This window comes from Leptolyngbya sp. FACHB-711, assembly GCF_014695615.1.
Taxonomy (GTDB): domain Bacteria; phylum Cyanobacteriota; class Cyanobacteriia; order Elainellales; family Elainellaceae; genus Leptolyngbya_A.
Map to the genome: position 1 here is coordinate 1 of NZ_JACJOR010000421.1, position 23,893 is coordinate 23,893.

Annotated in this window: 19 protein-coding genes and 1 pseudogene; 10 read left to right on the forward strand and 10 right to left on the reverse strand. The window is 51.5% G+C overall.

The window, feature by feature from the left end:
* Window positions 1-505 (reverse strand): annotated as a pseudogene (locus H6F80_RS18665) (IctB family putative bicarbonate transporter); the annotation flags it as partial.
* Between the two features lie 399 nt (window positions 506-904).
* Here H6F80_RS18665 and H6F80_RS18670 point away from each other — a divergent pair.
* The 3 genes from H6F80_RS18670 (at window position 905) to ctpB (ending at window position 4,280) form a co-directional block, all read left to right on the forward strand.
* Window positions 905-1,096 (forward strand): hypothetical protein, encoded by a 192-nt coding sequence (locus H6F80_RS18670; RefSeq protein ID WP_190793032.1) that lies wholly within the window; start codon window positions 905-907, stop codon window positions 1,094-1,096.
* Window positions 1,097-1,534: 438 nt separating this feature from the next.
* Window positions 1,535-2,434 (forward strand): heterocyst differentiation master regulator HetR, encoded by a 900-nt coding sequence (gene hetR, locus H6F80_RS18675; protein ID WP_190793033.1) that lies wholly within the window; start codon window positions 1,535-1,537, stop codon window positions 2,432-2,434.
* A 511-nt stretch (window positions 2,435-2,945) separates the two neighbouring features.
* Entirely contained in the window at window positions 2,946-4,280 is a 1,335-nt protein-coding gene (ctpB, locus tag H6F80_RS18680; protein ID WP_190793034.1) for a carboxyl-terminal processing protease CtpB, read from the forward strand.
* Between the two features lie 194 nt (window positions 4,281-4,474).
* On the opposite strand, the gene hemW is transcribed toward ctpB, so the two are convergent.
* Complete coding sequence (gene hemW / locus H6F80_RS18685; protein ID WP_518523608.1) at window positions 4,475-5,749, reverse strand: radical SAM family heme chaperone HemW; 1,275 nt, start codon at window positions 5,747-5,749, stop codon at window positions 4,475-4,477.
* Between the two features lie 214 nt (window positions 5,750-5,963).
* Here hemW and H6F80_RS18690 point away from each other — a divergent pair, with 214 nt between their 5' ends.
* The 4 genes from H6F80_RS18690 to H6F80_RS18705 all read left to right on the forward strand — a co-directional run bounded on the left by H6F80_RS18690 (window position 5,964) and on the right by H6F80_RS18705 (window position 8,140).
* The gene (locus tag H6F80_RS18690) at window positions 5,964-7,046 is read left to right on the forward strand and encodes a PIN/TRAM domain-containing protein (RefSeq protein WP_190793035.1); all 1,083 of its coding nucleotides are present in this window, start codon (window positions 5,964-5,966) and stop codon (window positions 7,044-7,046) included.
* A gap of 37 nt (window positions 7,047-7,083) precedes the next feature.
* Entirely contained in the window at window positions 7,084-7,266 is a 183-nt protein-coding gene (locus H6F80_RS18695) for a DUF8622 domain-containing protein (protein WP_190793036.1), read from the forward strand.
* Between the two features lie 150 nt (window positions 7,267-7,416).
* Window positions 7,417-7,890 (forward strand): hypothetical protein, encoded by a 474-nt coding sequence (locus H6F80_RS18700; RefSeq protein WP_190793037.1) that lies wholly within the window; start codon window positions 7,417-7,419, stop codon window positions 7,888-7,890.
* A 112-nt stretch (window positions 7,891-8,002) separates the two neighbouring features.
* Window positions 8,003-8,140, forward strand: a complete 138-nt coding sequence (locus H6F80_RS18705) for a photosystem II reaction center protein K (RefSeq protein ID WP_036531950.1) — start codon at window positions 8,003-8,005, stop codon at window positions 8,138-8,140.
* A gap of 200 nt (window positions 8,141-8,340) precedes the next feature.
* On the opposite strand, the gene H6F80_RS18710 is transcribed toward H6F80_RS18705, so the two are convergent.
* The 7 genes from H6F80_RS18710 to H6F80_RS18740 form a co-directional block, all read right to left on the reverse strand.
* Window positions 8,341-10,458 (reverse strand): choice-of-anchor Q domain-containing protein, encoded by a 2,118-nt coding sequence (locus H6F80_RS18710; RefSeq protein ID WP_190793038.1) that lies wholly within the window; start codon window positions 10,456-10,458, stop codon window positions 8,341-8,343.
* A gap of 474 nt (window positions 10,459-10,932) precedes the next feature.
* The gene (locus tag H6F80_RS18715) at window positions 10,933-11,496 is read right to left on the reverse strand and encodes a glutathione S-transferase family protein (RefSeq protein ID WP_190793039.1); all 564 of its coding nucleotides are present in this window, start codon (window positions 11,494-11,496) and stop codon (window positions 10,933-10,935) included.
* Window positions 11,497-11,521: 25 nt separating this feature from the next.
* The gene (locus H6F80_RS18720; protein WP_190793040.1) at window positions 11,522-11,980 is read right to left on the reverse strand and encodes a hypothetical protein; all 459 of its coding nucleotides are present in this window, start codon (window positions 11,978-11,980) and stop codon (window positions 11,522-11,524) included.
* A gap of 111 nt (window positions 11,981-12,091) precedes the next feature.
* A complete protein-coding gene (locus H6F80_RS18725) occupies window positions 12,092-13,252 on the reverse strand; it encodes a glycosyltransferase family 4 protein (protein WP_190793041.1) in 1,161 nt (386 codons plus the stop codon).
* Window positions 13,253-13,261: 9 nt separating this feature from the next.
* Window positions 13,262-15,019, reverse strand: coding sequence for a sulfotransferase family 2 domain-containing protein (locus H6F80_RS18730; protein ID WP_190793042.1), 1,758 nt, complete (start codon window positions 15,017-15,019; stop codon window positions 13,262-13,264).
* A gap of 62 nt (window positions 15,020-15,081) precedes the next feature.
* Window positions 15,082-15,861 (reverse strand): ABC transporter ATP-binding protein, encoded by a 780-nt coding sequence (locus tag H6F80_RS18735; RefSeq protein WP_190793043.1) that lies wholly within the window; start codon window positions 15,859-15,861, stop codon window positions 15,082-15,084.
* On the reverse strand, window positions 15,858-16,673 hold the full coding sequence (locus H6F80_RS18740; protein ID WP_190793044.1) for an ABC transporter permease: 816 nt from the start codon (window positions 16,671-16,673) through the stop codon (window positions 15,858-15,860). The genes H6F80_RS18735 and H6F80_RS18740 overlap by 4 nt, the downstream gene beginning before the upstream one ends.
* 294 nt (window positions 16,674-16,967) lie before the next feature.
* On the opposite strand from H6F80_RS18740, the gene H6F80_RS18745 reads away from it, so the two are divergent.
* From H6F80_RS18745 to H6F80_RS18755, 3 genes are all read left to right on the forward strand, one after another.
* The gene (locus H6F80_RS18745; protein ID WP_190793045.1) at window positions 16,968-19,838 is read left to right on the forward strand and encodes an AAA family ATPase; all 2,871 of its coding nucleotides are present in this window, start codon (window positions 16,968-16,970) and stop codon (window positions 19,836-19,838) included.
* Window positions 19,839-19,874: 36 nt separating this feature from the next.
* Entirely contained in the window at window positions 19,875-20,900 is a 1,026-nt protein-coding gene (locus tag H6F80_RS18750) for a lysylphosphatidylglycerol synthase domain-containing protein (RefSeq protein WP_190793046.1), read from the forward strand.
* A gap of 371 nt (window positions 20,901-21,271) precedes the next feature.
* Entirely contained in the window at window positions 21,272-22,363 is a 1,092-nt protein-coding gene (locus tag H6F80_RS18755) for a Gfo/Idh/MocA family oxidoreductase (RefSeq protein ID WP_190793047.1), read from the forward strand.
* Window positions 22,364-22,555: 192 nt separating this feature from the next.
* Here the strand turns inward: H6F80_RS18755 and H6F80_RS18760 are convergent.
* Window positions 22,556-23,893: ATP-binding protein (locus tag H6F80_RS18760; protein WP_518523609.1), on the reverse strand; the 1,338-nt coding region annotated here is incomplete at its 5' end.

Below are 23,893 nucleotides of genomic sequence, written 5' to 3' on the forward strand. Positions count from 1 at the left end.
TGCTCACAACCAGGGCAGTTAATAAATAAATGGCAATCAACGCCGATCGCACTCGCGCCGATCGCAGCACCCGTGCCAGCAGCGCAAACAAAACCAGGTACAGCGTTAGCTTTGTCCAGCCTTCGATCGCCGCAGTTCGCACTGGAGAGAGAGCCGTCGCGATGGTTACGACTGCCCAATACAGCAAAACCAGGAGGTGAATTGGCGTGAGTCCAGATCCTGATTCCGCATTGTCTGAAAGCGTCAGCAGCCCCCAGTAGCCCGCACAGGCAATCAGTAGCACGCCAATAATGCTGGTTGATAGAAAAGGAGCCAAACCATAGATCACGGCTGCTAGTAGCCCGCCGATCGGTTCTGCCCACTGCAACAGCCAGCTTCCATCGCGCCAGCGTCGCAAACTGCCGATCGGGGAATGGGCATAGCTCGATCGGCTCCACTGGGTTAAGGGTAGTCTGACCAGGGTGATCTGTTGCCAAACGGAATAGATGGGACTTGGAAGTTGCACGGCTACTTCTGGGTGATTTCCCCGATAAAACATCTCCCCGCCATTATCCTTAAAAGTCGCTCTTTTGCAAAAGCAACTGTAGGATTTCTCATTCCCTTGCGATCGAACACCCATTGCGGTCGAACACAATCAGACACAATCGAATACAAAGCGATTTGGCTCATCTCTGCCCATTTTGCCGTCCTCCGTTCTGCCATTGATCGCTGTCCGACTGCCTTAAAATGCATCGCTTTGTTGAGTCGCGTGATAATTTTGCCTGTTGTGGGAATACTGAGAAATTTTCTTTTATCTCAAGCAGACCAAAGCAGAATTCAATCTTGTATAAAGTCGATCGAACTTTCCTGACCGATGGACATAGGGGACGTATTTGGGATTAGAAACGCTCATCTAAAGTCTCTCATGTTGACATCCTCGCTCCTTGTTTCGATTGGTTTTGTTGTAGCAGCCAGTTTTGTAGAATCCTCTTTGCTGCTTACCGGTCAACCTGGCATTCCTTACGCTGAAAAGGGCTTCATTCAAAGCAAGGATTTGCATCAAACAGAATTGATGGCAACATGCCTCGAAGGCGACCATCGAGGTAGCGGACGCTAAAACTATCTGTTCATCGTGCTGTTTAAGGCACTCTTGATTAGAGCAGTTGATTTGGAGCATTTGCTTTAATCGAAAGTGACAGATTGGTTTAAATTGTTTAGCGTGTTGCTTCATCAATTCCCTAGAAAAAGTAAAATTAATTGTAAATTTTTGAGCAAGACCATCAATTCGGGTATTGTGGCAGCAAATTTGCTGGCAAGATACATAGCATTCAGCTATTGCAGCGATAATTCCACAGATTTACAGAACAGTAAAAAGTACCAGTGTCTTCTAAAATGGTTTAGTCTTGCCCAAATAGACGCGTAAATTCGTTCTTGATAAATTAATAGCAGCAGAGCTGAAATAAAGTGTGCCAGATTACGGCTACACCGAGATGACCCCAGCGAAGCCTCTCGTTTTCCCTCTACGTATCCTCTTGCTCGATACCTTACCCAAAAGATGACGAACGATACCGATCTGATCAAACGTCTTAGTCCAAGTGCGATCGATCAGATCATGCTCTATTTAGCGTTTAGCGCAATGCGAACCGGAGGACACCGACACGGAGCCTTCCTGGATGCGGCAGCAACCGCTGCAAAGTGCGCGATTTATATGACCTATCTGGAGCAGGACGAAAACCTGCGAATGACAGGACACCTCCACCACATTGAGCCAAAGCGAGTCAAGGTCATTGTCGAAGAAGTCAGGCAAGCCCTGACCGAGGGGAAACTGCTCAAAATGCTGGGTTCTCAGGAGCCACGCTACCTCATCCAGTTTCCCTACATTTGGCTGGAACAATACCCCTGGCAACCGGGACGATCGCGAGTTCCCGGCGGTGGTCTTTCTAGCGAGGAGAAGCGACAGATCGAGGAAAAGCTGCCGCCAAACTTGCCAGATGCTCAGTTGGTCAACTCGTTCCAGCTTATGGAGATCATCGAATTTCTCCATCTGCGTTCCCAGGAAGACGTGCCGCCCCACGGACGAATGCCGCTCAGCGAAGCTCTGGCAGAACACATTAAGCGGCGATTGCTTTACTCTGGGACCGTCACACGCATTGACTCGCCTTGGGGAATGCCCTTTTACGCCCTGACCCGCTCTTCCTATACTCCCGCCGATGAGGAAGAACGCACTTACATCATGGTGGAAGACACTGCCCGCTTCTTCCAAATGATGCGAGACTGGGCAGACCGTCAGCCAGGGGTCGCCAGAATTTTAGAAGAGCTAGACATTCCGCCCGATCGCCTGGAGCAGGCACTGACTGAGCTAGACGAAGTCATTCGCCAGTGGGCAGATCGCTACCATCAGGCAGGCGGCGAGCCGTTTGTTCTGCAAATGATTGCCGGGGCAAAAGTCGAGTAGCCGCATTGAGCCGCATTAAAGCGGTAGACTCTGCTTCAGATCGTGTTGCGCATGCAGGAACAACTTGAGCTAGAAATGTTCTGAGATCCTTGTGATCGTCAGTTTGACCTTTGCTAAACTAGCGAGGAAGAATTTAGACCCTCCTTAGCTGGGGGTGAATCGACCTAACTGATTAACTGAATTGACTGAATGGTCTCAGGGGCATCAACTCGGTTCGTAATTTGGATGCATCATGATTGTGGTGTGCTGATCCGCTACTTCCAAGGCTGGTTGCTCTAAGGCTACGGAATGTGAGTGCTTAAGCTTTGCAACATTTGTAGGAAGGAATTTGCTTCTGCGGTCATGATGATTTGGAGCGATACGTTTCTGTATCTCCTCTACTCCCATCTGATCCCATTCGAAATTACTGTTAGACAATCTGATCTGACCCTTTCTTAACCCGACTGTCCCCAGTCTGAGCCGAGTGGGTTAGCTGCTGGTATCGTTTTCCGTCTTCTGGGTCTACATTTCTATGAATGATCTCCCTTGCCTTTCCCGCCTTCTGCAAGGTGTTTGCTTTGGAGGCACGCTTGCCGTAGTCACTGTTCTCTCTCCGCTTTACTCTACTGCCCAAGCCGCTTTTCAAAACAATCCCAAAGCCGTTTTAGATGAAGCCTGGCAAATCGTCGATCGCGAATATGTCGATACCACGTTTAACCGAGTGAACTGGCAGGCAGTCCGTCAGGATTTGCTCAGCCGCGACTATACCTCGCCCGAAGCTGCCTACGCTGCACTGCGAGAGGCATTAGAGCAGCTCAACGATCCCTACACTCGCTTTCTTGACCCAAAACAATATCAGACACTCACTAGCCAAACCTCCGGTGAACTGTCCGGCGTGGGTTTGCGCCTGCAACTGCACGAGGAAACGAAAGCCTTAACAGTGGTTGAACCCCTTGCCAACTCTCCTGCCAGTGCAGCCGGAATTCAGACAGGCGATCGAATCCTGGCGATCGATGGGCGATCGACCACGGGCATGAGCGTCGAAACTGCTTCAGAGCTCATCAAAGGAGAAGCGGGAACTCGCATCACTCTGCGAATTGAACGGGAGAGCCGGGCTGCCTTTGACCTGCCCCTGACCCGCGCCCGCATCGAGCTGCCCAACGTTGCCCACGAGCTGCGTCAGGAAGGCAATCAGCGCATTGGCTATATTCGCCTGACCGAGTTTAGCAGTCATGCACCCGATCAAATGAAAAAAGCGATCGAGGATTTGCTGTCAAAGAACGTCAACGGATTTGTGCTGGATCTGCGCGGCAACCCTGGTGGACTGCTGCATGCCAGCGTCGAAATCTCGCGGATGTGGCTCGATGGCGGCGCGATCGTGCGAACGGTCGATCGTCACGGCAACAGCGATCAGATTATGGCAAATCACACTGCTCTGACCCAGCTTCCGCTGGCAGTCCTGGTCGATGGCAACTCGGCAAGCTCTAGCGAAATCGTTACGGGCGCGCTGATGGACAACCAGAGAGCCGTTATTGTGGGTACGCGCACCTTTGGCAAAGCTCTGGTTCAAGCCGTGCATTCGCTGTCCGACGGCTCCGGTTTGGCGGTGACCGTGGCTCACTACTACACCCCGGGCGGCACGGATATCAGCCAGCGAGGAATCACGCCGAATGTTGAAGTTAGCCTCAATGAGCAGCAGCAGCAAACGCTTGCCCGTAATCTGTCGTTGGTCGGCACGAACGCTGATCCCCAGTATGCTCAGGCAGTGAATGTGCTGCGACCCACGATCGCTCAAACCCGGCTTCCGTCGCGTGTTGTGCAGCCGTCGGTGAGTTTAGGGCAAGAGCAAACGAGGCGTTTGAATTAGGACAATTGAATTAACGTCATGCGACCCATCCCAGCCTCAGCCTCGCTCTTTATTTCCTCCTGGAAGGGCGATCGCAGGTCGGGGTGGGTTTATCTGTGCAGTTTAGAACCGTGTCGCTCAGGACAAAGTCCGTAGGGCTGGCTTAATCGATCGGTCTCTGTTCTCGCGATCAAAGTCAGTCCTGATTTTGCTGTTTAACTCAACGACTCAAATAAATCGGACAAAATCACATTCGAGAACAGAAATCCTTCTGGATCAGAAAGCCGAATTCGCGATGTGCGATCACCATTGGTAATTTCAACCCAGCCGCGCTGCTGGTGAGGATTCAAACAGGCAAGAATCTGCTCGACTGCCCCCTGCCCAAATCGATTGCCTAATGCTGTTAAACTAATGCCCTCGGCTAGGCGTAAGCCCACCATCAGGGTATCCAGCAAAATCTCGATCGGTGGCGTGGTCAAGCAATCAATCGATCCACCGCTGGCAACATATTCTGAGACCCACTGATGGTATTGACTGCGCTTCCGCGGTCGGGTAAACCGTTTCAGGTCAAGATAGCTGGCAGCTCCCATGCCAAAGCCGTAGTAGGGGCGATTTTCCCAATAGATGCGGTTATGCCGACACTGAAAGCCCGATCGCGCGTAGTTTGAGATTTCGTAGTGTTCGTAGCCTGCGTGGGTAAGCGTTTGCTGAGTCAAGCGATACATTTGTGCAGTGGCTTCATCGCTCGGCAGAGGCTTGCTGCCTGCTTCGTACCAACGATCGAAGGCAGTTCCTGGTTCAACGGTAAGGTCGTACACCGAGATATGGGCAGGATTGAAGTCGATCGCAGTCTGCAAAGTGTCCTGCCAGTGTTCCAGCGTTTGATGAGGCAGCCCAGAAATCAGATCGAGGCTAAAGTTTTGCACATTGAGCTGATGCAGCCATTCTACTGCCCGATCAATATCTTCTCGCGTGTGGGTGCGACCGCAGGCAGCAAGCAGTTCGGGTTGAAATGCCTGCACTCCCAGACTAAAGCGATTCATACCAGCGGCAAGATAGCCTTGCAGCTTTTCGCGATCGAAGGTGTCCGGGTCAATCTCCATCGAGATTTCGGCGTTTGGTACGATGCCAAACTGACGATCGATCGTGCTTAGAATTTGCTCAACTTGCTGAGCGGTCAATAGAGAAGGTGTGCCGCCGCCCAAGAAAACCGTTTGCAGTGGATTTCCTCTGGCAGGTGTAGCGCGAATTTCTTGCAGCAGCCCTTCGAGATAGGCAGTAATGGTGCCGTATTGGGAACTTGCTCCGCTTCGAGCCAGCGGTGGCTGATCGCCCACGATCGACACGGCAAAATCACAGTAGTAGCAGCGGCGGCGGCAGAACGGAATATGAAGATATGCGGCTGTTACCGTCTCAGTCAGAGGCGATGCCGCAATAGGAGAAATTGAACGATCGCAGCTCAGGCTCAAGGAATTCAAAAATGCTGACAAAGCGAAAAAGATATAATGAGGTCGTACGGAATTAAAGTTAGCTTCGCAATTGAATCATGTAATTGAATCACTGGAATTTTAGTGAGTTATTCTGCAACTGCCTGAAGCTTGCGTTTCTGCGCGATCGGGGCAACTGCGTCCAGCGAAAAATCCCTGCCGATGCTATTCTGATTCCTAACGAAGTCTGCACCTAATCCTACTTTGGATTATTGTCATGCTTGACGCAATTATCATTATATCTTTCATCATAGCAGGGGCAGGAATTGGCTTTTATAGCGTTGACTTCCTGCCAAACGATGCTTTGGCACAGGTGACGAGCCTAGAGGGGCTGAGTTCAGTCACGGGCGGATTTGGTGCGCTGATTGGTTTGGCGATCGGCATTGTGGCGCAAACTGCCTATCGACGGGTCGAACGGCAAATTCGCGAGATGCCCGTCGATCGCTTGCTGAGTCGATCGGTCGGCTTGGTGCTAGGGCTGCTGGTCGCGAACCTGATGCTGGCTCCCATTTTTCTGCTGCCGATTCCACGAGAGTTTGCCTTTATCAAGCCGCTTGCTGCCGTTTTGGGAAGCGTGCTGTTTGCCTTTTCTGGCATCAATCTGGCAGATATCCACGGTCGAACCCTGCTGCGGCTCATTAATCCTAATAGCGTCGAGTCGATGCTGGTTGCGGAGGGAACGCTCAAGCCGGCAACGAGCAAAATTCTTGATACAAGCTGCATTATCGACGGGAGAATCGAAGATATCCTGGCAACCGGATTTCTAGAAGGACAGTTGCTCGTACCGAGGTTTGTTCTGCAAGAACTTCAGCAAATTGCCGATGCCTCGAACGATCAAAAGCGGGTGCGGGGACGGCGAGGCTTAGATATTCTCAATCAGATTCAAGAAGCATACCCGGAACGCATTATCATTCACCCCGCTGACTACGATGATGTTTCTACCGTCGATGCAAAGCTGGTGCGTTTGGCACAGGACATTAATGGCACATTGCTGACGAACGACTACAACCTCAACAAAGTCGCGAGTCTGCAAAAAGTCAACGTGCTAAATATTAACGATCTGGCTCAGGCAATGCGCCCTGCCTACCTTCCCGGCGACCAGATTGACCTGAAGATTCTCAAGCAGGGCAAAGAACCCGCTCAGGGCGTCGGCTACCTGGATGACGGCACAATGGTGGTGGTCGAAGAAGGCGGCAGCTACATTGGCGGTGAATTAGCGGTCGTCGTCACAGGTTCACTGCAAACTTCCGCCGGACGCATGATTTTTGCCCGTCCTCAAAATTCGACCGTCATTTCCTGAAATAACCGCTCCTGAAATAACCGCAAAAAGTAATTTTATGGCACGGGTGCGAATTAAACCCTGCGATCGCTGTCAGGAGCCTGCCGAAGTCCTCTATCGCGTAAAGGTAGATGCCTCAGAGCAGTGGATTTTTGTCTGCGATCGATGCTATCCCTCCGTAAGCCAAAACAATCCCTACTATGCATATGGCGGAACCTGGAAAGCCCATAAACCCCGCTAACCACTCCTACAGATCATTCAATGCCTCCAGCAAGAGCTAGCAGATTACTCCCCTTGCTCTCCTCATCTCCCTAGGCTTTCTCACCCCTTCCTGAAATTGTGATAAAGTCCTGTCAATTAAATTTAGAAGCATTTTAATCACAGGTTAGCTATGGGCGATCGTCAATTCAAACTGATCAGAAATTTCGCTCGGAAAGGGTCAGTGCAGCTTGTCATAGCAACTGCTTTGCTGCTTACACTCAGTAGAGCCAGCTTTGCTCAAACTGAAGTTCGGAGCGGGATTTTGCCTTTGTTTCGCTTGACCGATTGGGCTTCTCAGAGTGATTTGAATTTCTCGTCGGGGATGCTAGCAGATTTGCAAAACGATCCGAATTTTGACGGAGATTTTCAGGCAGTTTTCAATGCTGCCACCAATATTCTCAGCGGCTATCGCATTGTGGCGCGAGGTGGCTATTTCCCGGAGAATGCAGGGATTCCTAGAGAGCAGCAGCTTACTCCCGCGCAGGGCGTTTATCGACTTTATACGCTGAACAACGGCAACTTTCTGATGCTTTATCGCTCGCCCAATGAAGAAACTTCTCGCTACTTTATTCGCCGAGCCGGATCAGGCTTTTTGCTGCCCTAAAGCAAATCAGATTCTCTGATAATTAGATTTGTCACTGCGGATGAATTGGAGCGGCGATCGTGTTAAGATACCCAACAATTATGAAATTTGTGTTGGAGAGGTAGACTGATTCATGGAAGCGGCATTGCTCTTAGCAAAATTACCTGAAGCCTACGCGATCTTTGATCCGCTCGTAGACGTTCTGCCTGTGATTCCGGTGTTCTTCCTGCTGCTGGCGTTTGTATGGCAGGCAGCCGTCGGTTTTAGATAAGAATCTCGTTTCACAATTCAATAAAAACGAAATAAAAATTAGGACACTTCATTAAGAGGTGTCCTTTTTGATATTAAAGAGGCTGCTTGGGGCGGATGAAAGGTTCTGCCCCTCAATACGGTCAACTTTCGGAAACTTTGAGACTGAAAAGGGGCTTGGTTTTCCCCTCAGAAGCAGCAGAATAGGGACTGGAATTAACGCTAGACAAAATAGGAACTCACCTTCAGAACCCCTGCGCTGGCATCTTGTCCGATCATTTGCAGTCCGGTCACGTTAATGATCATGTCCTGATTGGGAGCAAACCTGCGTTCGTTGTCATTCACTGTCAAGAAAGTCTGCTTGCGCCATTGGAACACCACCGCTTCATTTGCCCGTAGAGCTTGATTGCCCTTACGTTGGTGATTTTTGTCCTGAAAAGCTGCCTGCACGCCTGCGCGTAAATTTTCACCTCGCACTTTTCCGGCATTAAACGCGCTACGCGGACGATCGATCGTTGCCAGATTATTGTCATAGTCCAACTGAAGTCGATCGCCTTGAATCGCATTAAAATCCAGAATTCGATCGGGGTTTCGCAGCCGGGAGCCTGACAAAGCCTCGCGTCGGGTTGCGCCCGCATAAATAAAGCGATCGGCTCCGCCGCCACCCGTGAGCAGATCAGATCCCATTCCTCCTCTGAGCCAGTCATTAATACTGCTGCCCGTCAGAACATCGTTGTCTGTGCTGCCTGCGATCGGGGTTTCAGTTCCTGGAGGAGTTGCTGGAGCCGTTGCCCCAAACTCAAATGCGCCTGCATCGATCGAGCCATCGGCGCGGGTAAAGCCTCGCTGATCCAGGGTAGGTGTGCCTGTTCCCACTCCCTTGTTAATCGCAGGACTTCCGGGCAACAGCGCATAAGTCAGAATGCCGCCGCCGTTGTCTTGCAGGGTGCCCAGCATCGGATCGGCGATCGTGATTGCAGTGGTGGCGTTTTTGTTGTCTTTCTCGGGGGGGAATTGAATGTTACCGCCGTAATCAGTGAGTGTACCGCTGCTGTGCTGCTGAATGCCCCAAGGGTTGCCGCCGTTGGCTGCCGTGTTTTTGTACAGGATTGTGTCTTGCAATGAGACTTTGGAGCCGCCAGCAACACTGATGCCACCACCGACCCAGCCTGCCTGATTGTGGGCGATCGTGGTATTGATTAGCCTGGCATCGCTGTAGAGAGCCATCGCACCGCCAAGCGGATAGTAATCTGTACCCACGACTTTGCCGGGTACGGTTCCAGGGGCTTGATTGCCGGAAAAGGTGCTGTTGAGGATCGTTGCAGGTGCGCCCATCAGCCACATTCCGCCGCCCTGGCTCGATGCCGTGTTGTTCACAAATGCGGTTTGGGCGATCGTCAATCCCTGGTTGGGCGAATTGCTTATTACCACCAGTCCACCGCCATTGCCGCTATTGCCCTGAGCGAGTGCCTGAACCTCGTTGTTTTTGAAAGTGCTGGACTGAATCTCGATGCTGTCCTGTGTACCGGTATAGAGATAGGCTGCGCCGCCTTCTGCTTTGCCTTTGTTGCCCTCAAAGAGCGTGCCGCTAATGCGGATTCTTCCCGATGGCTCGTTTGTGCTGCTGGCGCGATCGGTGTAAATCGCACCGCCATAACCTCGCAGGGTTGGATTCTCTTTTCCGGCGTCGTACTGGGCTGCTAGTGTGCTGTTGTTGACAAAGTGGGAGTTTTCGATCGTCAGCTTGCCATTCAAACTATTGATTGCCCCGCCGTTAATGCCCTGATTGTTGGTAAAGCTGCTATTACGAACCGTGAAATTTCCCGAACTCACAAAAGCGATCGCCCCTGCACCGCGCTCATCATTTCCCGCAGTAGCTTTGTTCCCGTTGAATTGAGAGCTGTTGACCGTAAGCTGATTTTCCCAGGCACTATAAATTGCCCCACCCCCTTTGTCTGCCACGTTGTTTTGGAACTTGACATTCTCAACGGTGAGATTAGCTTTGTGCTCTCCCCGAATCGCACCGCCGTTTTCGGCAGTATAGCCGTTGACCAGCGACAAGTTTTTAAACGTGATGGTTGTGGGAAAGTCCTGGTTGGATTTCACCCAAAAGATACGGGAGCTGTTGTTGCCGCTAATGGTCAATCCGGCAGCCGTGGAGCCATCGATCGTGATATTTCTTCCGGCAGCAATTTCAATCTGTCCGCTCGTTAAGGTAATGGTTTGGTTCGCTAAATTTGCAGCAAACTGAATTGTACTTCCAGCAGTGGCCGAGGCAATTGCTGCTCGCAGGGAACCTGTACCACTGTCCGCTGTGGTAGTTACAAGAATATTCGACATGGAAAAATCCTTTAGTAATGTCCGCGATTCTGAGTCCGAAGCGTGAAGGGGGACACTAATAAGCAGTTGAATCTAATGCTGGGGCGGCTACAGGATTCACTGCTTCGCTTGTAAACACAAGCAATTCATCTCGACCTGAAACAATGATTATCTGGTAGCTAAACCCTGTTCTTGAAACTAGAATTCCCAATTCGAGCAGAAAGTCGATCAGGCACAGGAAAATTGTTGTATGGGCGCTCGGTCTTTATAGGCGATCGATCAAAGGCGCTGCTGAATCGAAGGATGAACTGAGTTAGAGAATTGCTGAGCGGATTCCTAAATAAGTTAATTCTGGGGGACTTTGAACGGATCGAAAGTCTTCCGTAGGTGGAGAAATTCATCCTGTGATTTAGCAACGCCAAAAATAGCGTCAAAAATGATTAAAGGGGCAAGCCTGAAACCTGCCCCCTGGTAAACCGTAATGAATGGAACAAACTACGCTGCTTTCCTACTGCCGATCGTCTTCTGGAATGCCGGACGTTCTGCAATACGCTTCAGGTAATTTCCAATCGCGGGATAGTCATCAAAACCAATCTTGAGCAACAGCGGCATATACGCCAGCATCGAGCCAACTGCCACATCTGCGGCTGAGAGCTGGTCGCCCAGCAGAAAAGGCTGACGATCGAAAATCTCGTTCAGAGGAGCCAGCAGGCGTGGCATTTCTCGATCGCGGGTTGCCTCTACAAAAACGCCCGGTCCCAGCGTTGCGTTGGCAAATATCACCCATTGGGCAATTGTGGCACGGTGTTCTGAGGTGGTCAGCGAAGTGTCGTACTTTTCGGACAGATAGAGCAAAATTGCGCCCGATTCCCAAAGCCGATAGCCGTTTTCCTTGATAGCTGGAACTTTGCCAAACGGGTTAATTGTCAGGAAGTCTGGCTCTTTATGCTGTCCTGTCTGCATATCGAGCAAGACATATTCGTAGGGAACGCCCAATTCTTCAAGATACCACTGGACGATCGAGGCGCGGCTTCTGGCTCCGCCGTAAAGTTTGAGCATAAGACCTGAGACGAGAAAACCTGTGCTAAAGAACCTGATGCGTGTAAGCGTGCTGCTTCACATTATCCTCGCTTTTGACAATGCGATCGGAGTTGAGGACGCGCTTTCTTTCAGTGGAAAAATTGAAGTCACGCTTCGTGGTTCCGGTAGGAATCAGGCTTTGAGACTCCAAGCGGCTTTTGTAAGTCCGAGCAGCAGCCGTGGCACGAAAGGCAAAGTCATCGCAAAACTGAGTATCGGGCGGCAATTCTGCGAGAAGCTGCGGATTGCCATCTGGAAGGACTGTGCCGATCGTCGTCGCACAGGCAAATTCGTAGGAAGTAGCGATGCCCTTACTGAGAGCTTCCAGAGCTGCCGAGGGAATGGGTTCTACCACATGCACGGGATGCACTTCGCCATCCTCTTTCACGAAGCAGGTTGCCAGCCCCACAACCAGATAATCTGAGGCGGAGAGGTCGGGGGTGTTGGGATAGGTTGTTGTCATAATCAAACCGATTTTTTAGGACAGCTTCCCTCCATTCTTCAACAAACGATCGATCCTCATGTGAAAACGATAGGTTTTGCAACATGAATGAGAGGTAGAGCTTGAAGAAAACTAGAGAAACCGCTGCAGCACTGCTGCCGTTTGTTGTCCGGTTTTTGCCCAGCTAAACTGGCTCGATCGCTTTAACCCTGCCGCTCGCAAGTCTTTTCGCACTTGATCATCGGTTGCCACTTGAGCCATCGCATCAGTTAAAGCCTGCTCATCATACGGATTAATCAGAATGGCTGCGTCTCCTGCCACTTCCGGTAGGGAAGACAGATTTGAGGTAATCACAGGCGCACCGCATGCCATTGCTTCCAACACGGGAAATCCAAACCCTTCCCACAAGCTGGGATAAACCAGGGCGATTGACTCATGCAGCAAACCGGGAAGCTGATCGTAAGCCACATAGTCGAGAAACTTGATTTGCTCGGAGACCCCTAGCTCGATCGCTTGCTGTTTAAGTAGAGGCGTGTAGCGCGGATCGGGGGAACCTGCAATCAGCAGATCATAATTTTGGGGATTGGGCAGGGCAGCAAAGGCGCGAATCAACCGCAGGAGGTTTTTATAGGGGTCGTGCCGTCCGATGTAGAAAAAATAGGGGCGATGCGACGTAGCGCTTTTAGAGGAGTAATCCATTGCCATTCCTTCGATCGGCCAATCAGGAATCCGAAAATGGTGCGAATCGTGGGAGAGCAGCACGGGCGTGATTTTTGAGGCAGGAATTCCGTAAAAATTGCAGATGTCCTGAGCGGTCGCATGGGAATTGCAAAGGATATGCTCAGCCTGCTTTAGAACCTGCGGCACATAGAGACGGGCATAGTGAAACAGGGGAGAAGCCCAGCGCGGAAAGCGAAGCGGAATCAGATCGTGAACCATGACGATCGATCGACATTTCGCCTCAATCGGAGCTTCAGGAACCAGGGAAAAGAGTAGGTCCGATTGAAGCTGGCGATAAATGCCCGGAAGCTGAAACTGTGACCACTTCAGGCGGCGAAAATGTCCGGCTTTGCCTTCCTCCGCACTCATGCCGCCCGGAATTTCATAGCAGGGCTGCCTGGATTGGGTGTGATGATGCAGGGCAGGCGGAGCCAGCAGTGTTAATCCAGACAGGTTCAGCTCTGAGGCAAGATTAATTGCGTAGGTTGCGAGTCCTGTGGGCTTTTGTCCAACAAAGGATAAGTTAGCGATGATTTGTGCGGCGTTTTTGTCTGATCCTGCTCCTTGGGTCATGGGGGATGATTACCCTTTGGGGGAACTGCGAATCAACTGCTTCTTACCTGCGTACTGGCGATACAGCGTTTTCAGCTTGTGCTCGACGTTCTTCTTGACGCGATCGATGTACACGGGACGAACGTGCTTTGAAGCATAGTTTGCTGTAGCGATGCCCTGACGGTTGGAATACAGGACAAACACTTCGTTGGCAAACACAGGAGACAAACCGCGACCAAGCAGCTTCATCAAAATTGTGCTAATTTGCGCCGCCATACCTTTGTGCAGCACGAGCCACTGCGCCTGCTTGCCCTCCAGAAATGCATCGTAGTCCAGCACCGAATTATTCACCATGACCCGGAATGCCAGGGGCGCAATTACGACTTCCTGGGGCTGGAGATGCTGACTCAGGAAATCGATCGTGTTTTTCCAGGCTTCATCCTCAAAAAGCTGAGCAGCAGCACTGTGCTGTCGTTCGGTTTCCTGCGGGAAAAGCTGCACATAGTTCAATGCCACTCCCACCTGGCGCGTATCGGGATCAAGCGGATTCACCGCATTCAGGGACGTGACGCGATCGACCTCAAATTTTACTTCGGTAAAGGGTCGCTCAGATTTCAGCATTTCTGGGGCAACGACCGCCTGGAGCAGTTTCACACCGCGATCGCTATGCAGTGTGTTGAGTCGCACTGGATTCTGATTGACCAAAACAGAAAGGCTATCGAGAATATCGGGCGCAGTCGCCTGAGTCGCAATCACACGAAACTCCAGCAAGCAATTGCCATTTGGAGGAGCAATCTGGGGCAGATCAAGCGTCGAAACGGTGCCAGGTCCAGTCCAACGATAGGCAGGCGGTCCAGAAGGCGGACATTCTCGACGCTGCCAGCCCATGCCGCGCAACGCCTGACCAAAATCGTAAAGCAGGGTAGAAGATGGAGTGCGGTCTAGATCGCGATAGCGTTGCTCGTAGTGGAGTTCTAGCAATTCTTTGAGGCGATCGGATGAGATAGTTTCCGCTTGGTCTGCCGCCGTGCCGAACTGGGAGATCAGCTGCTGCACCATCTCGTTAAAGCGCGTCTCGAAGATTTCCTGCGCGTAGTGGTAGAGTTCCAGATCGAGCAGCGAATTTTCGCGGATAATCTCTAGGGTCTCAGCCGGAATCTCGTCAAAGGATTTCTTTTTCTTAGCGGCGTTTTCCTTGCGGCTATTCAGGATCGGCTTCCAGCCCAGAATGTAGGACAGCAGAAACAGCGAGTCCTGGAACCGTTCGACCAAGCCGACAAAGGCAAAATTATCGAGGCTTTCTTTTGCCAGAGCCAGCGTTTCTTCCGGGGTCAGGTCATCCAGTTTGAACCGCATCGCCTTTGCAACATGGTAAGTCTGGATGTTTTTTCCGACCTTTCCGGCAGTGAGCTTTTGGGCAAACTCTGCCAGGGTCATGTCTTTCACCGCTCTATAGTGCGGATCTCCGGGCATGCGGCGGATGTATTCGTAGTGGGAAATGACGCGGGCGATCGGCTCACGCAGAATCGTTACATTTACCACTTCCTTTCCGGGCAGCAGTTCTGGGATGTTGATAAATCCCAAATGTCCGCGAAACAAGCGATAGTCTTTTAACTGGTCTTTGGGAATTTTGGCAACCTGAGCATTGAGTGTTGCCGGACAGATTTCGCGATCGTCAAACTGATCTTCCACGATCGTCCGAAAGGTCATGCCTGCGGTTTTGGGAATGTGTGAAAAATACAACACATCCTCATCGTTCAGGGTGTACTGTGCCGGAAAGTTTCTCATGACCGTCGATACTGCCTCTAGCGTTGCACTGTCTGTAACTTTGCGTTTTGCAAGCCTATTTTCTATAGCTTTGCTTTGTTGACTGCGCTCAAGTCGATCGGCACACCCGCTGCCTCTGAGTAGTAGGTCACTACCTCGGTCGGATCACCAATCATTTTGATTTCGTGGTTGTCGATCCACATGACGCGATCGCACAGATTCATCACGCTGGCAACGGAGTGAGTGACCAGCACCATCGTTACGCCGCTATCCTGGAAGGTCTTCATTTTATCCAGGCATTTCTTCTGGAAGCGAATGTCACCCACGCCCAGCACTTCATCAATCAGCAAAATTTCCGGGTCGAGATGGGCAACGACTGAGAATCCTAATCGCGCCACCATTCCCGTTGAATACATCCGAATTGGATGGTTGATAAACTCGCCCAGCTCCGAAAAATCAATAATTTCCTCTTCTTTTTCCCGGATTTCGCGGCGGGTCAAGCCCATCAGCACACCGTTCAGCATAATATTGTCTCGCCCACTGAGTTCCGGGTGAAAGCCTGCCCCCAGAGCCAGCAGGGGAGACACGCGCCGCCGCACAATGACTCGTCCCCGGTTTGGCTTCAGTACGCCTGCAATCAGTCCCAGCGTGGTACTTTTTCCGGCTCCGTTGTTGCCGATAACGCCGAACTTTTCGCCTTCGTACACCTCAAACGTAATATCTCGCAGTGCCTCATACTGCTCCTGCTGCATCGTTTTCAGATGCTTGGGCATATTGAAGACAAAGTTTTTGATGCCCCGAATATGCCGATAGAGCGGGTAAGACTTGCTGACGTTATAGAAAGTGATGACTGGCTCTCTCATATCAGTTCTGCAAATTTCCAGGAAAGCTTGCGATAGATCATCTGACCGATCGCGAAAAAGGCGATCGCATACAGCAGGCTATACAGCAGGTACATCGGCTCCAATTTGCCGTAGAGAAACAGCTCTCGCCAGCTTGCAATGAGCGGAGCCGCCGGATTGAGCCAGATGAATTTGCGAATGTGAGGCGGAATCTGTTCCAGCGGATAAAGAATCGGAGTCAGGAAAAAGGTGAAGTTCATAATAATGCCCGTCAGCCGTTCTAAATCCCGGAAGAATAGGTTGATCGAGGCAAGTGCCAGCCCAATTCCATAAACCATTAAAAAGTGAATCACCAGCAGCACCGGAATACCCCAGACCCAGGTGAAAGTCGGAATATGGTTAAAGGCAATCAAAAAAATTGTCAGCACCGGAATCGAAACGACGAAGTGAATCATGTGATTCAAAGCGGTGCAAAGCAAAATAATATTGCGGGGGAAATTAACCTTTTTAATAATACTTGAGTTACCCACAAACACATTGGGCGAGGAGACCACCACGTTGCTAAACCACTGCCAGGGAAATATGCCCGACAGCAAAATTACCGGATAGCCCGGAATATTGATCCGCATCAAGATTTGAAAGGCAACAAAGTAAACCAGCGCAGAGGCAAGCGGATTGGCGATCGACCAGACATAGCCCAGTGCCTTATTGCTGTAGCGCACTTTCAGTTCTTTCTGCACCAGGACGATCAGCAAATCCCGGTAATTCTCCCAGTCCCGGTGATAGCCGAGCGTCCGAACTCGATTCCAGTTTTTTGCGATCCGACCGTTCACACCGAGCCTCCTCACCCCTTAACACCAGCTATTTCGATCCGTTATTTCTGAGCGTTTTAACCGCACGGACTTAAGGGCAGCCTGCAAACCTATCCCAACCAACCAATAACCGCCGTATAAATGTATCTACTTATTAACAATAAGGTTCAAAGCAAGATAATACTCTACTCTGGCTCTCTACAGAATACCTCCTTCTGAGAAACGCCCCAGAGAATGCCGAATCAGCCTGATTCGTCCCACTTTTTGACGCTAATCTGCCCTTCAAGTTCCAAATCATCGAGCATCCTGCTTCTAGTGAAACGGAGTACACTAGCGGTAGAGATTGGTTCAATTGTTCTGCTCTCCATCCACCCACCCCTTCATCTCCTCATTCGCCTATTCACCCTCATCCCCAGCCGTCTGATGCAAATCCTCTCCGTCACCCTCAAAAACTTCAAGACGCACCGCGATCGTCATTTCAGCTTTCAGCCGGGAACTAACGCCATCTGTGGAGAAAACGGAGCAGGCAAGACGAGCATTCTGGAAGCGATCGCCTGGGTCATGTTTAACCATCGCGGTGCGTATAAGGTGGAGGATTTGATTCGCAACGGGGCGGGGAGTGCTCAGGCGATCGTCATGTTTGTATCCGATCGAGATGGGCGCACTTACGAGATTCAGCGATGCACGACGAAAGGCTATACGGTTTACGATCCGCAGCTTGATGTCAAGCTCGACTATAGAAGTATCGAAGCCGAAATTCTCCCCTGGATTCGACAGCAGTTGGGGGTTGCTCCGGGAACCGATCTGGCGCGACTTTTTGCGAATACGATCGGCGTTCCACAAGGAACCTTTACCGTAGACTTTCTTCAGCCGCCCAAAGATCGCAAGGCTGTTTTTGACAGCATTCTAAAAGTTGAAGAATACCAGCAGGTGCAAAAAGACTCGCGCCAGCTTGAGAAATATGCCGAAGATCAGGTCGCAAAGCTGGCGGATGAGATTGTTCGCCACGAAACAGATTTAGCCGAGTGGGACAGTCTGACCGATCGCCAGCAAACCGTCATTACCGAAATCGTCCAATCAGAAGCAGCCCTGCAACAGCTCGAAGGCGACCTCGCCAAGCTTCAGGCAGTGAAGGAGCAGTTCGCGGCGCAGGCAGAGCAGGTACAGCAGACCGCCCAGCAGGTGCAGCAGTTGACCACGCAGCTTGATAGTAAGCAGCAGGCGATCGGGCTTCTCCGGCAGGCAGTGCAGCAGGCAGAACAGGCAGTCGAACTTTGTACCGCCAATCGCGCCAGTCATGATGCGTATCTTAAAGCAGACCAAACCCTGAAGCAGCTCGACCAGCATCTCAAGCAAAAGCAAATCCTGCTTCGTCAGAAAGAACAGCAGCAACAGGCACTGCTCGATCGCCACAAAGAGCTAACGCGCCTGCAAATCCAGCTCGAAAGCCTGGAAAAAGCCGAGACAGAAATCCAGCAGCTTCAGCCCGCGATCGCTCAGCAAGCCCAGCTAGAGCAGGCACAAATCGCCCTTACCAATCAGCTCAATCACCTGCAAATCAACAAAACCGAGCATAAAAACGGCACCAAACAGCTCCAGAAGCTCCAGGGGGAAGCCGTTCGACTACAGCAGGAGATCGATCGCATCCAAACGGTCGCTGCTCAAATTAAGCATATTCCTGACCTGGAGCAAAAGCGCGATCGATTGCAGGAACAGCTCAGCCGCGTCGAAGCCGCGAAACAGTTTGAAGCAGAACTTCGGCAGCTCGTTAGCGAAGGAGAAGCCAAGCGCGATCGGCATCAGCTTCAGTCCGACGAAGCCATTCGAATTTTGCGGGAAGTGCAGCGCAGTGTGCCTTTGCTGGCGACGGTATCGGTTAAATCGGCATTAGAGGCAGTCCAGGCAGGGGTAGATCTCAATACTGACCTGTTGCAAGCCCTCTGGCGAATTTTGGCGGATTTGTCCGAGCAGGTGTCTGTGTCCAAACTTCAGCAGCAGCTTCAGCAAATCAAAACTCAACTGCAAGGCTTCTATCAGTTTCAGGCAGAAGTCGCTGCTCTGGAAGCCAAACAAGAGCAGCAAAGCCAGATTCAGCAAGAGCTATCGCAGCTTCACAGCCGTCTTGACCAGCTTAAAGACGAGATTGAGACTGAACCCGATCGCCTCAAACAGCGCGAACAATTGTCTGATCTGCTTAAGAGCCTCAACAGTCCGAGAGAACGCGCCCAGCTTCTTCAGCAGCAGATTGAAAAGCAGGAGGAGTTTAAAACGCAATACGTCAAGCTCTACCACGAGTACCAGCAAATTCAGCAGCAAATTCAAGAACTCGATCGCCAGCTTGCTCCCTTTGCCGCGATCGAAGACCAGATCGAGCAGCAAAAATCTCTTCAGCGCAATCACCAGAACGGCTATCTCACCGTACTCCAGCAGCAGCAAACGGCAGAGCGGCTGCCCCAGCTTCAATCTGAGCTGATTCAAACGATCGCTCACCTGCAGCAGCTTGAATCGTCGCGATCGAGGGTGCAGGCGGAATACGATCGGCTATTGCAGCACTACGACCCCCAGCAGGGACAGCAGATCGAGATGCAGTACACCACCCTTCGCAGTCAGGCAGATCGGATCTCTGGGGCATTGCCGCAGCAGCGCAAACTTCTAGCAGAGCTAGAACACCAGCTCAGCAACCTCAAAGCCATCGCCGAGCAGCGCGATCGGGCACAGCTTGCCCTGAAGGAAAAACAGAAGGTGCTGAAATTTATCACCACTGCCCGCAAGATTTACAAGCAAGCCGCTCCTCGCATTACCGAACGATATGTGCAATCCATTTCAAAGGAAGCCGATCGTCTCTTCCGAGAACTGCTGAATCGTCAAAATGTCGCCCTGGAGTGGACAAACGAATACGAAATCATTGTGCAGGAAGGAGCGCATACGCGCCGATTTGTGAATTTGTCCGGTGGGGAGCAAATGTGTGCAGCACTGGCAGTTCGGCTAGCATTACTGCGGGTGTTGGCAGACATTGACGTGGCATTCTTCGATGAGCCAACGACCAATATGGACAAGCCGCGCCGGGAAAGCCTGGCAGAAGCGATCGCTGGAATTAAATCCTTTCGTCAGCTCTTTGTGATCAGCCACGACGACACCTTTGAGAAAGTAACAGAAAACGTTATTTTTGTGGAACGCGAGGCATAAAAAGCCCGTCCACTGGTTTGCGTCTAAAAAGCCTGCATGACAAAGCTCCCGATCGGCAAATCTATAATCTCTCGGCTTAAGCCCTATCTGCGTTGGCTGATCCTGGGAACGACCTTGTTTTTCCTTGCCAGTACGCTGAGGCAGCACTGGGAGGGTGTTGTCGCGCTTCAACTTAGGGAAGCTGCGCCGCTCAACCTGCTGCTGGGATTTGGGGTGACGCTGCTGGCACATTGCTGGACGGGCTACGTCTGGAATCTCATCCTTCGGGAGTTGGGACAGCAAACCTCAGGAATCTGGGCAATGCAGGCTTACCTGAAAACCAATATTGCAAAATACCTTCCCGGCAATGTCTGGCACCTCTACGGCAGAGTCACGGCTGCCCGAGCCGCAGGCATTCCGACCCCGACTGCAACTCTGAGCGTTTTGCTGGAACCGCTGCTAATGGCCGCTTCTGCCCTTGGTCTTGCCCTGCTGACCGGCCTGAGAACCCATGCGCTATTGCAAATTTTGGGTCTGGTGTTTGTGCTGGCGATCGTGCATCCCTACATTCTCAATCGGCTGCTTCACGTCGTTCGTCAGCTGAAGGGCAAGTCTCGTCAGGGTCGCAATTCAGAGCTTGAACATGGATCAGCTGCCGTAGAGGACATGGCTCCGGCTCAACTCGATTCTTTCAGGGCAGAAACTGCGACCGATCGCCCCAGAGAAACTGTTCTGTATCGCTATCCCGTGATTCCGCTGCTCGGCGAACTGCTGTTTGTGCTGCTGCGTGGTGTCGGCTTTCTGTTTATCCTTCAGGCACTCCAACCGCTTCAAATTTTCGATCTCCTGCCTGCCCTGAGTGGGTTCACCATTGCCTGGCTGCTGGGACTGGTCGTTCCAGGCGCACCGGGAGGAATTGGCGTGTTTGAAGCAACAGCAGTTGCCCTCTTGTCGAACCATTTTTCGATCGCCGCTGTCCTGGGAAGTGTTGCGCTATATCGCCTAATTAGCACTTTGGCAGAAGCCGCCGGAGCCGCCCTGGCGGGATTGATTTCCTCAAGCTGGACGGCTCAAAAGCTTTAGCATCGCGGTCAGGATGATTAGGCGAAAGTCACCTAAGCCAATAGACAGGGCAAAAACTGACACAAGCAAACGCATCGGTCGTCCGTGAAATCCAGAAAATTAATCGGGGCAACGATATGATTGAGCTCAACAAACCTTTAAAATTCTTTATGTATCGTGATCGCTATACCAACAAGGAAACGGAAATGCGGGAGCGCAGTCTTCCCAGGTTTTTACTTTTGCTCCCTATTCCCAGCCTGGTGGCGATCGTGAAGCGGGTCCTTGATTGCTCGATTACCCCGCTAGGGGAACTGCGACCCATCGCCTGCCTAGGGGCGTTCCAGTCAGCTAGTGTAACATTCGTTTCTTCTGTGGTGTAGGAGACAGCAGGCGTGCAGGAAAAATCATCGATCGGGCAGACTCATCTCTCCAGGCAGCACAACTACTCCGTGCCGATTCGCGTTGGGGTGATTGGGGTGGGCAACATGGGGCAGCACCATACTCGCGTGTTGAGCCTACTAAAGGATGTAGAGCTGGTTGGCGTGTCGGATCTGAACGTAGAGCGCGGCATCGATACGGCAAGTAAATATCGAGCGCATTTCTTTGAGGACTATCACGACCTGATTCAGCATGTGGATGCGGTTTGTATTGCTGTACCCACGAGAGCGCACTATGCGGTGGGAACTACTTGCCTTCAGGCAGGCGTTCATGTGCTAATTGAAAAGCCGATCGCCGCCAGTATTGCCGAAGCCGAGGCACTGGTCAACGCTGCCGCTGAATCTCGCTGCATTCTCCAGGTAGGGCATATTGAGCGGTTTAACCCAGCTTTTCAGGAACTCAACAAAGTTCTTAAAACCGAGGAGCTGCTTGCTCTTGAAGCGCACCGCATGAGCCCCTACTCCGATCGCGCCAATGATGTATCCGTCGTGCTGGACTTGATGATTCACGACATTGATTTATTGCTGGAGTTAGTTGGTGCGCCTGTCGTCAAGCTCACCGCCAGCGGCAACCGTGCCCCAGATTCAAACTATCTAGACTATGTAACGGCAATTTTGGGATTTGCAAACGGTATCGTTGCCACCCTCACTGCTAGCAAAGTTACCCACCGCAAAATTCGCCGCATTTCCGCCCACTGCCGCAATTCCCTGACCGAAGCAGACTTCCTCAACAATGAGATTCTGATTCACCGTAAAACGACTGCTAACTGCCTGACCGACTACGGACAGGTGCTTTACCGACAGGATGGCTTGATCGAAAAAGTGCAAACCAGCAATATTGAGCCGCTTCATGCCGAGCTAGAGCATTTTGTCAATTGTGTACGCGGCGGCAATCAGCCCTCGGTTGGCGGCGAACAGGCGCTCAAGGCACTCCGTCTTGCCAGCCTGATTGAAGAAATGGCACTCGATGGGCAAGTTTGGCAGCAGCCGGAACTGAGCGCACTTTATCCCAGCTCAACGCTTCCCAGCTCAAAAGTTGCGCTTTAGAGGTTGTTTAACAAATCGTCAATCGCCTACATATCAGCCTACATTGCCCCCTAAATTCCCCAACTTTTGACTTGCCGCTCTAAAAGAGCGAGGGGGAACTTTGAGCGTGACGTAATCAGCTCAGTTCCCTCCCTAATGGCGTGAGTTAGGGGGCGGTTAGGGTCATTATTAGAACTTTTCAAACGATTAAAGTTAATGCTCTGCTGCTAGCTCTGCCTTCAGAAAGTCCACAAACTGTCGTGCGCTTCTGCCCGATCGCCCATTGTGACGAGTTGCCCACTGCAAAGCGCGATACTGCAAGTCCTGCGACTCGATCGCCATTCCCTGCGCCAAATGCCGCACAATTTCTAGATAGGTTTCCTGATCGGCTGGGTTAAAGGTGAGGGTTAAACCAAACCGATCGCTAAAGGAAAGCTTTTCCTGCACCGTATCCCAGGCGTGAACTTCGTCGGCATCGCTGGGACGGGGGCGATCGGCAAAAAATTCGCGAATCAGGTGTCGTCGATTAGACGTAGCATAGACAACAACGTTTTGCGGTTTTGCAGTGAGATTGCCCTCCAGCACAACTTTCAAAGCTTTGTAAGCGTCGTCATCCTCCTCAAACGACAAATCATCCACAAAGATAATGAACTTGAGTGATGTCTGTCGTAATCGATCGACGATTGCCGGCAGCTCTCGCAAATCAGCCTTCGGCACTTCAATGAGCCGCAAGCCCTGCTGTCCGTACTGGTGTAGCAGTGACTTCACTAGAGAAGATTTGCCTGACCCACGACTGCCATAAAGTAAAACGTGCAGTGCCGGGTAGCCCTTCAGCAACGCCTGCGTGTTTTTTAGCAGAGCTTCTTTCTGGGCTTCGTATCCCACCAACTCATACAAACGAATCGTATCCGGATAAGCAATGCCGCAAATCTGCCCATCCTGCCAGCGAAACGCCCGGTAAGCCGCAAAAATCCCCGTTCCGCACTGCTGATAATAGGCAGCAAGCGGCTCGATCAGGTCTGCCCAATCGCCTGTCTGTGCAAATTTTGTTATTAGATCTGGAGTTCGATCGTCCTGTCTTTCACCCGCTCCTGAGGCAACGCCCTTTACCGGAAACTGAGGAACAACTGGCGCATTGGTCAGTTCGGCCGCCTTTTGCACCCACTCAGCGACCTCTTCGCCGCCACAGCGATAAAGTTCCCATAGCAGTCGCAGATCCTGCCGGGCAGCTTCAACAAGAGGGGGCGGCATTTCAATCAGGGCAATTTTCTGAGCCTGCTGCGTAAAGGGATTCTCAGCCTTGAGAATTTGATCCACCAGGTAAAATTGCCAGCTCTGGTTCAGATTTGCCAGCGTTTTGAACCAGTGACCGTAAGCTTGCAGAACTTGAACTGCATTGAGCTGGGGCGATGTGAGCGTCTGGAGCAGCTTCAAAAACGCAGTGCCCGCCTCTGTTTCCAGCACTGATTGATAAAGCAGCAGCGCGGCGGCTTGCTGTTGCAAAAAGGTAGGCTGAGCTGTGTCCAAAACCGCATCTAAATCCGTCATGCG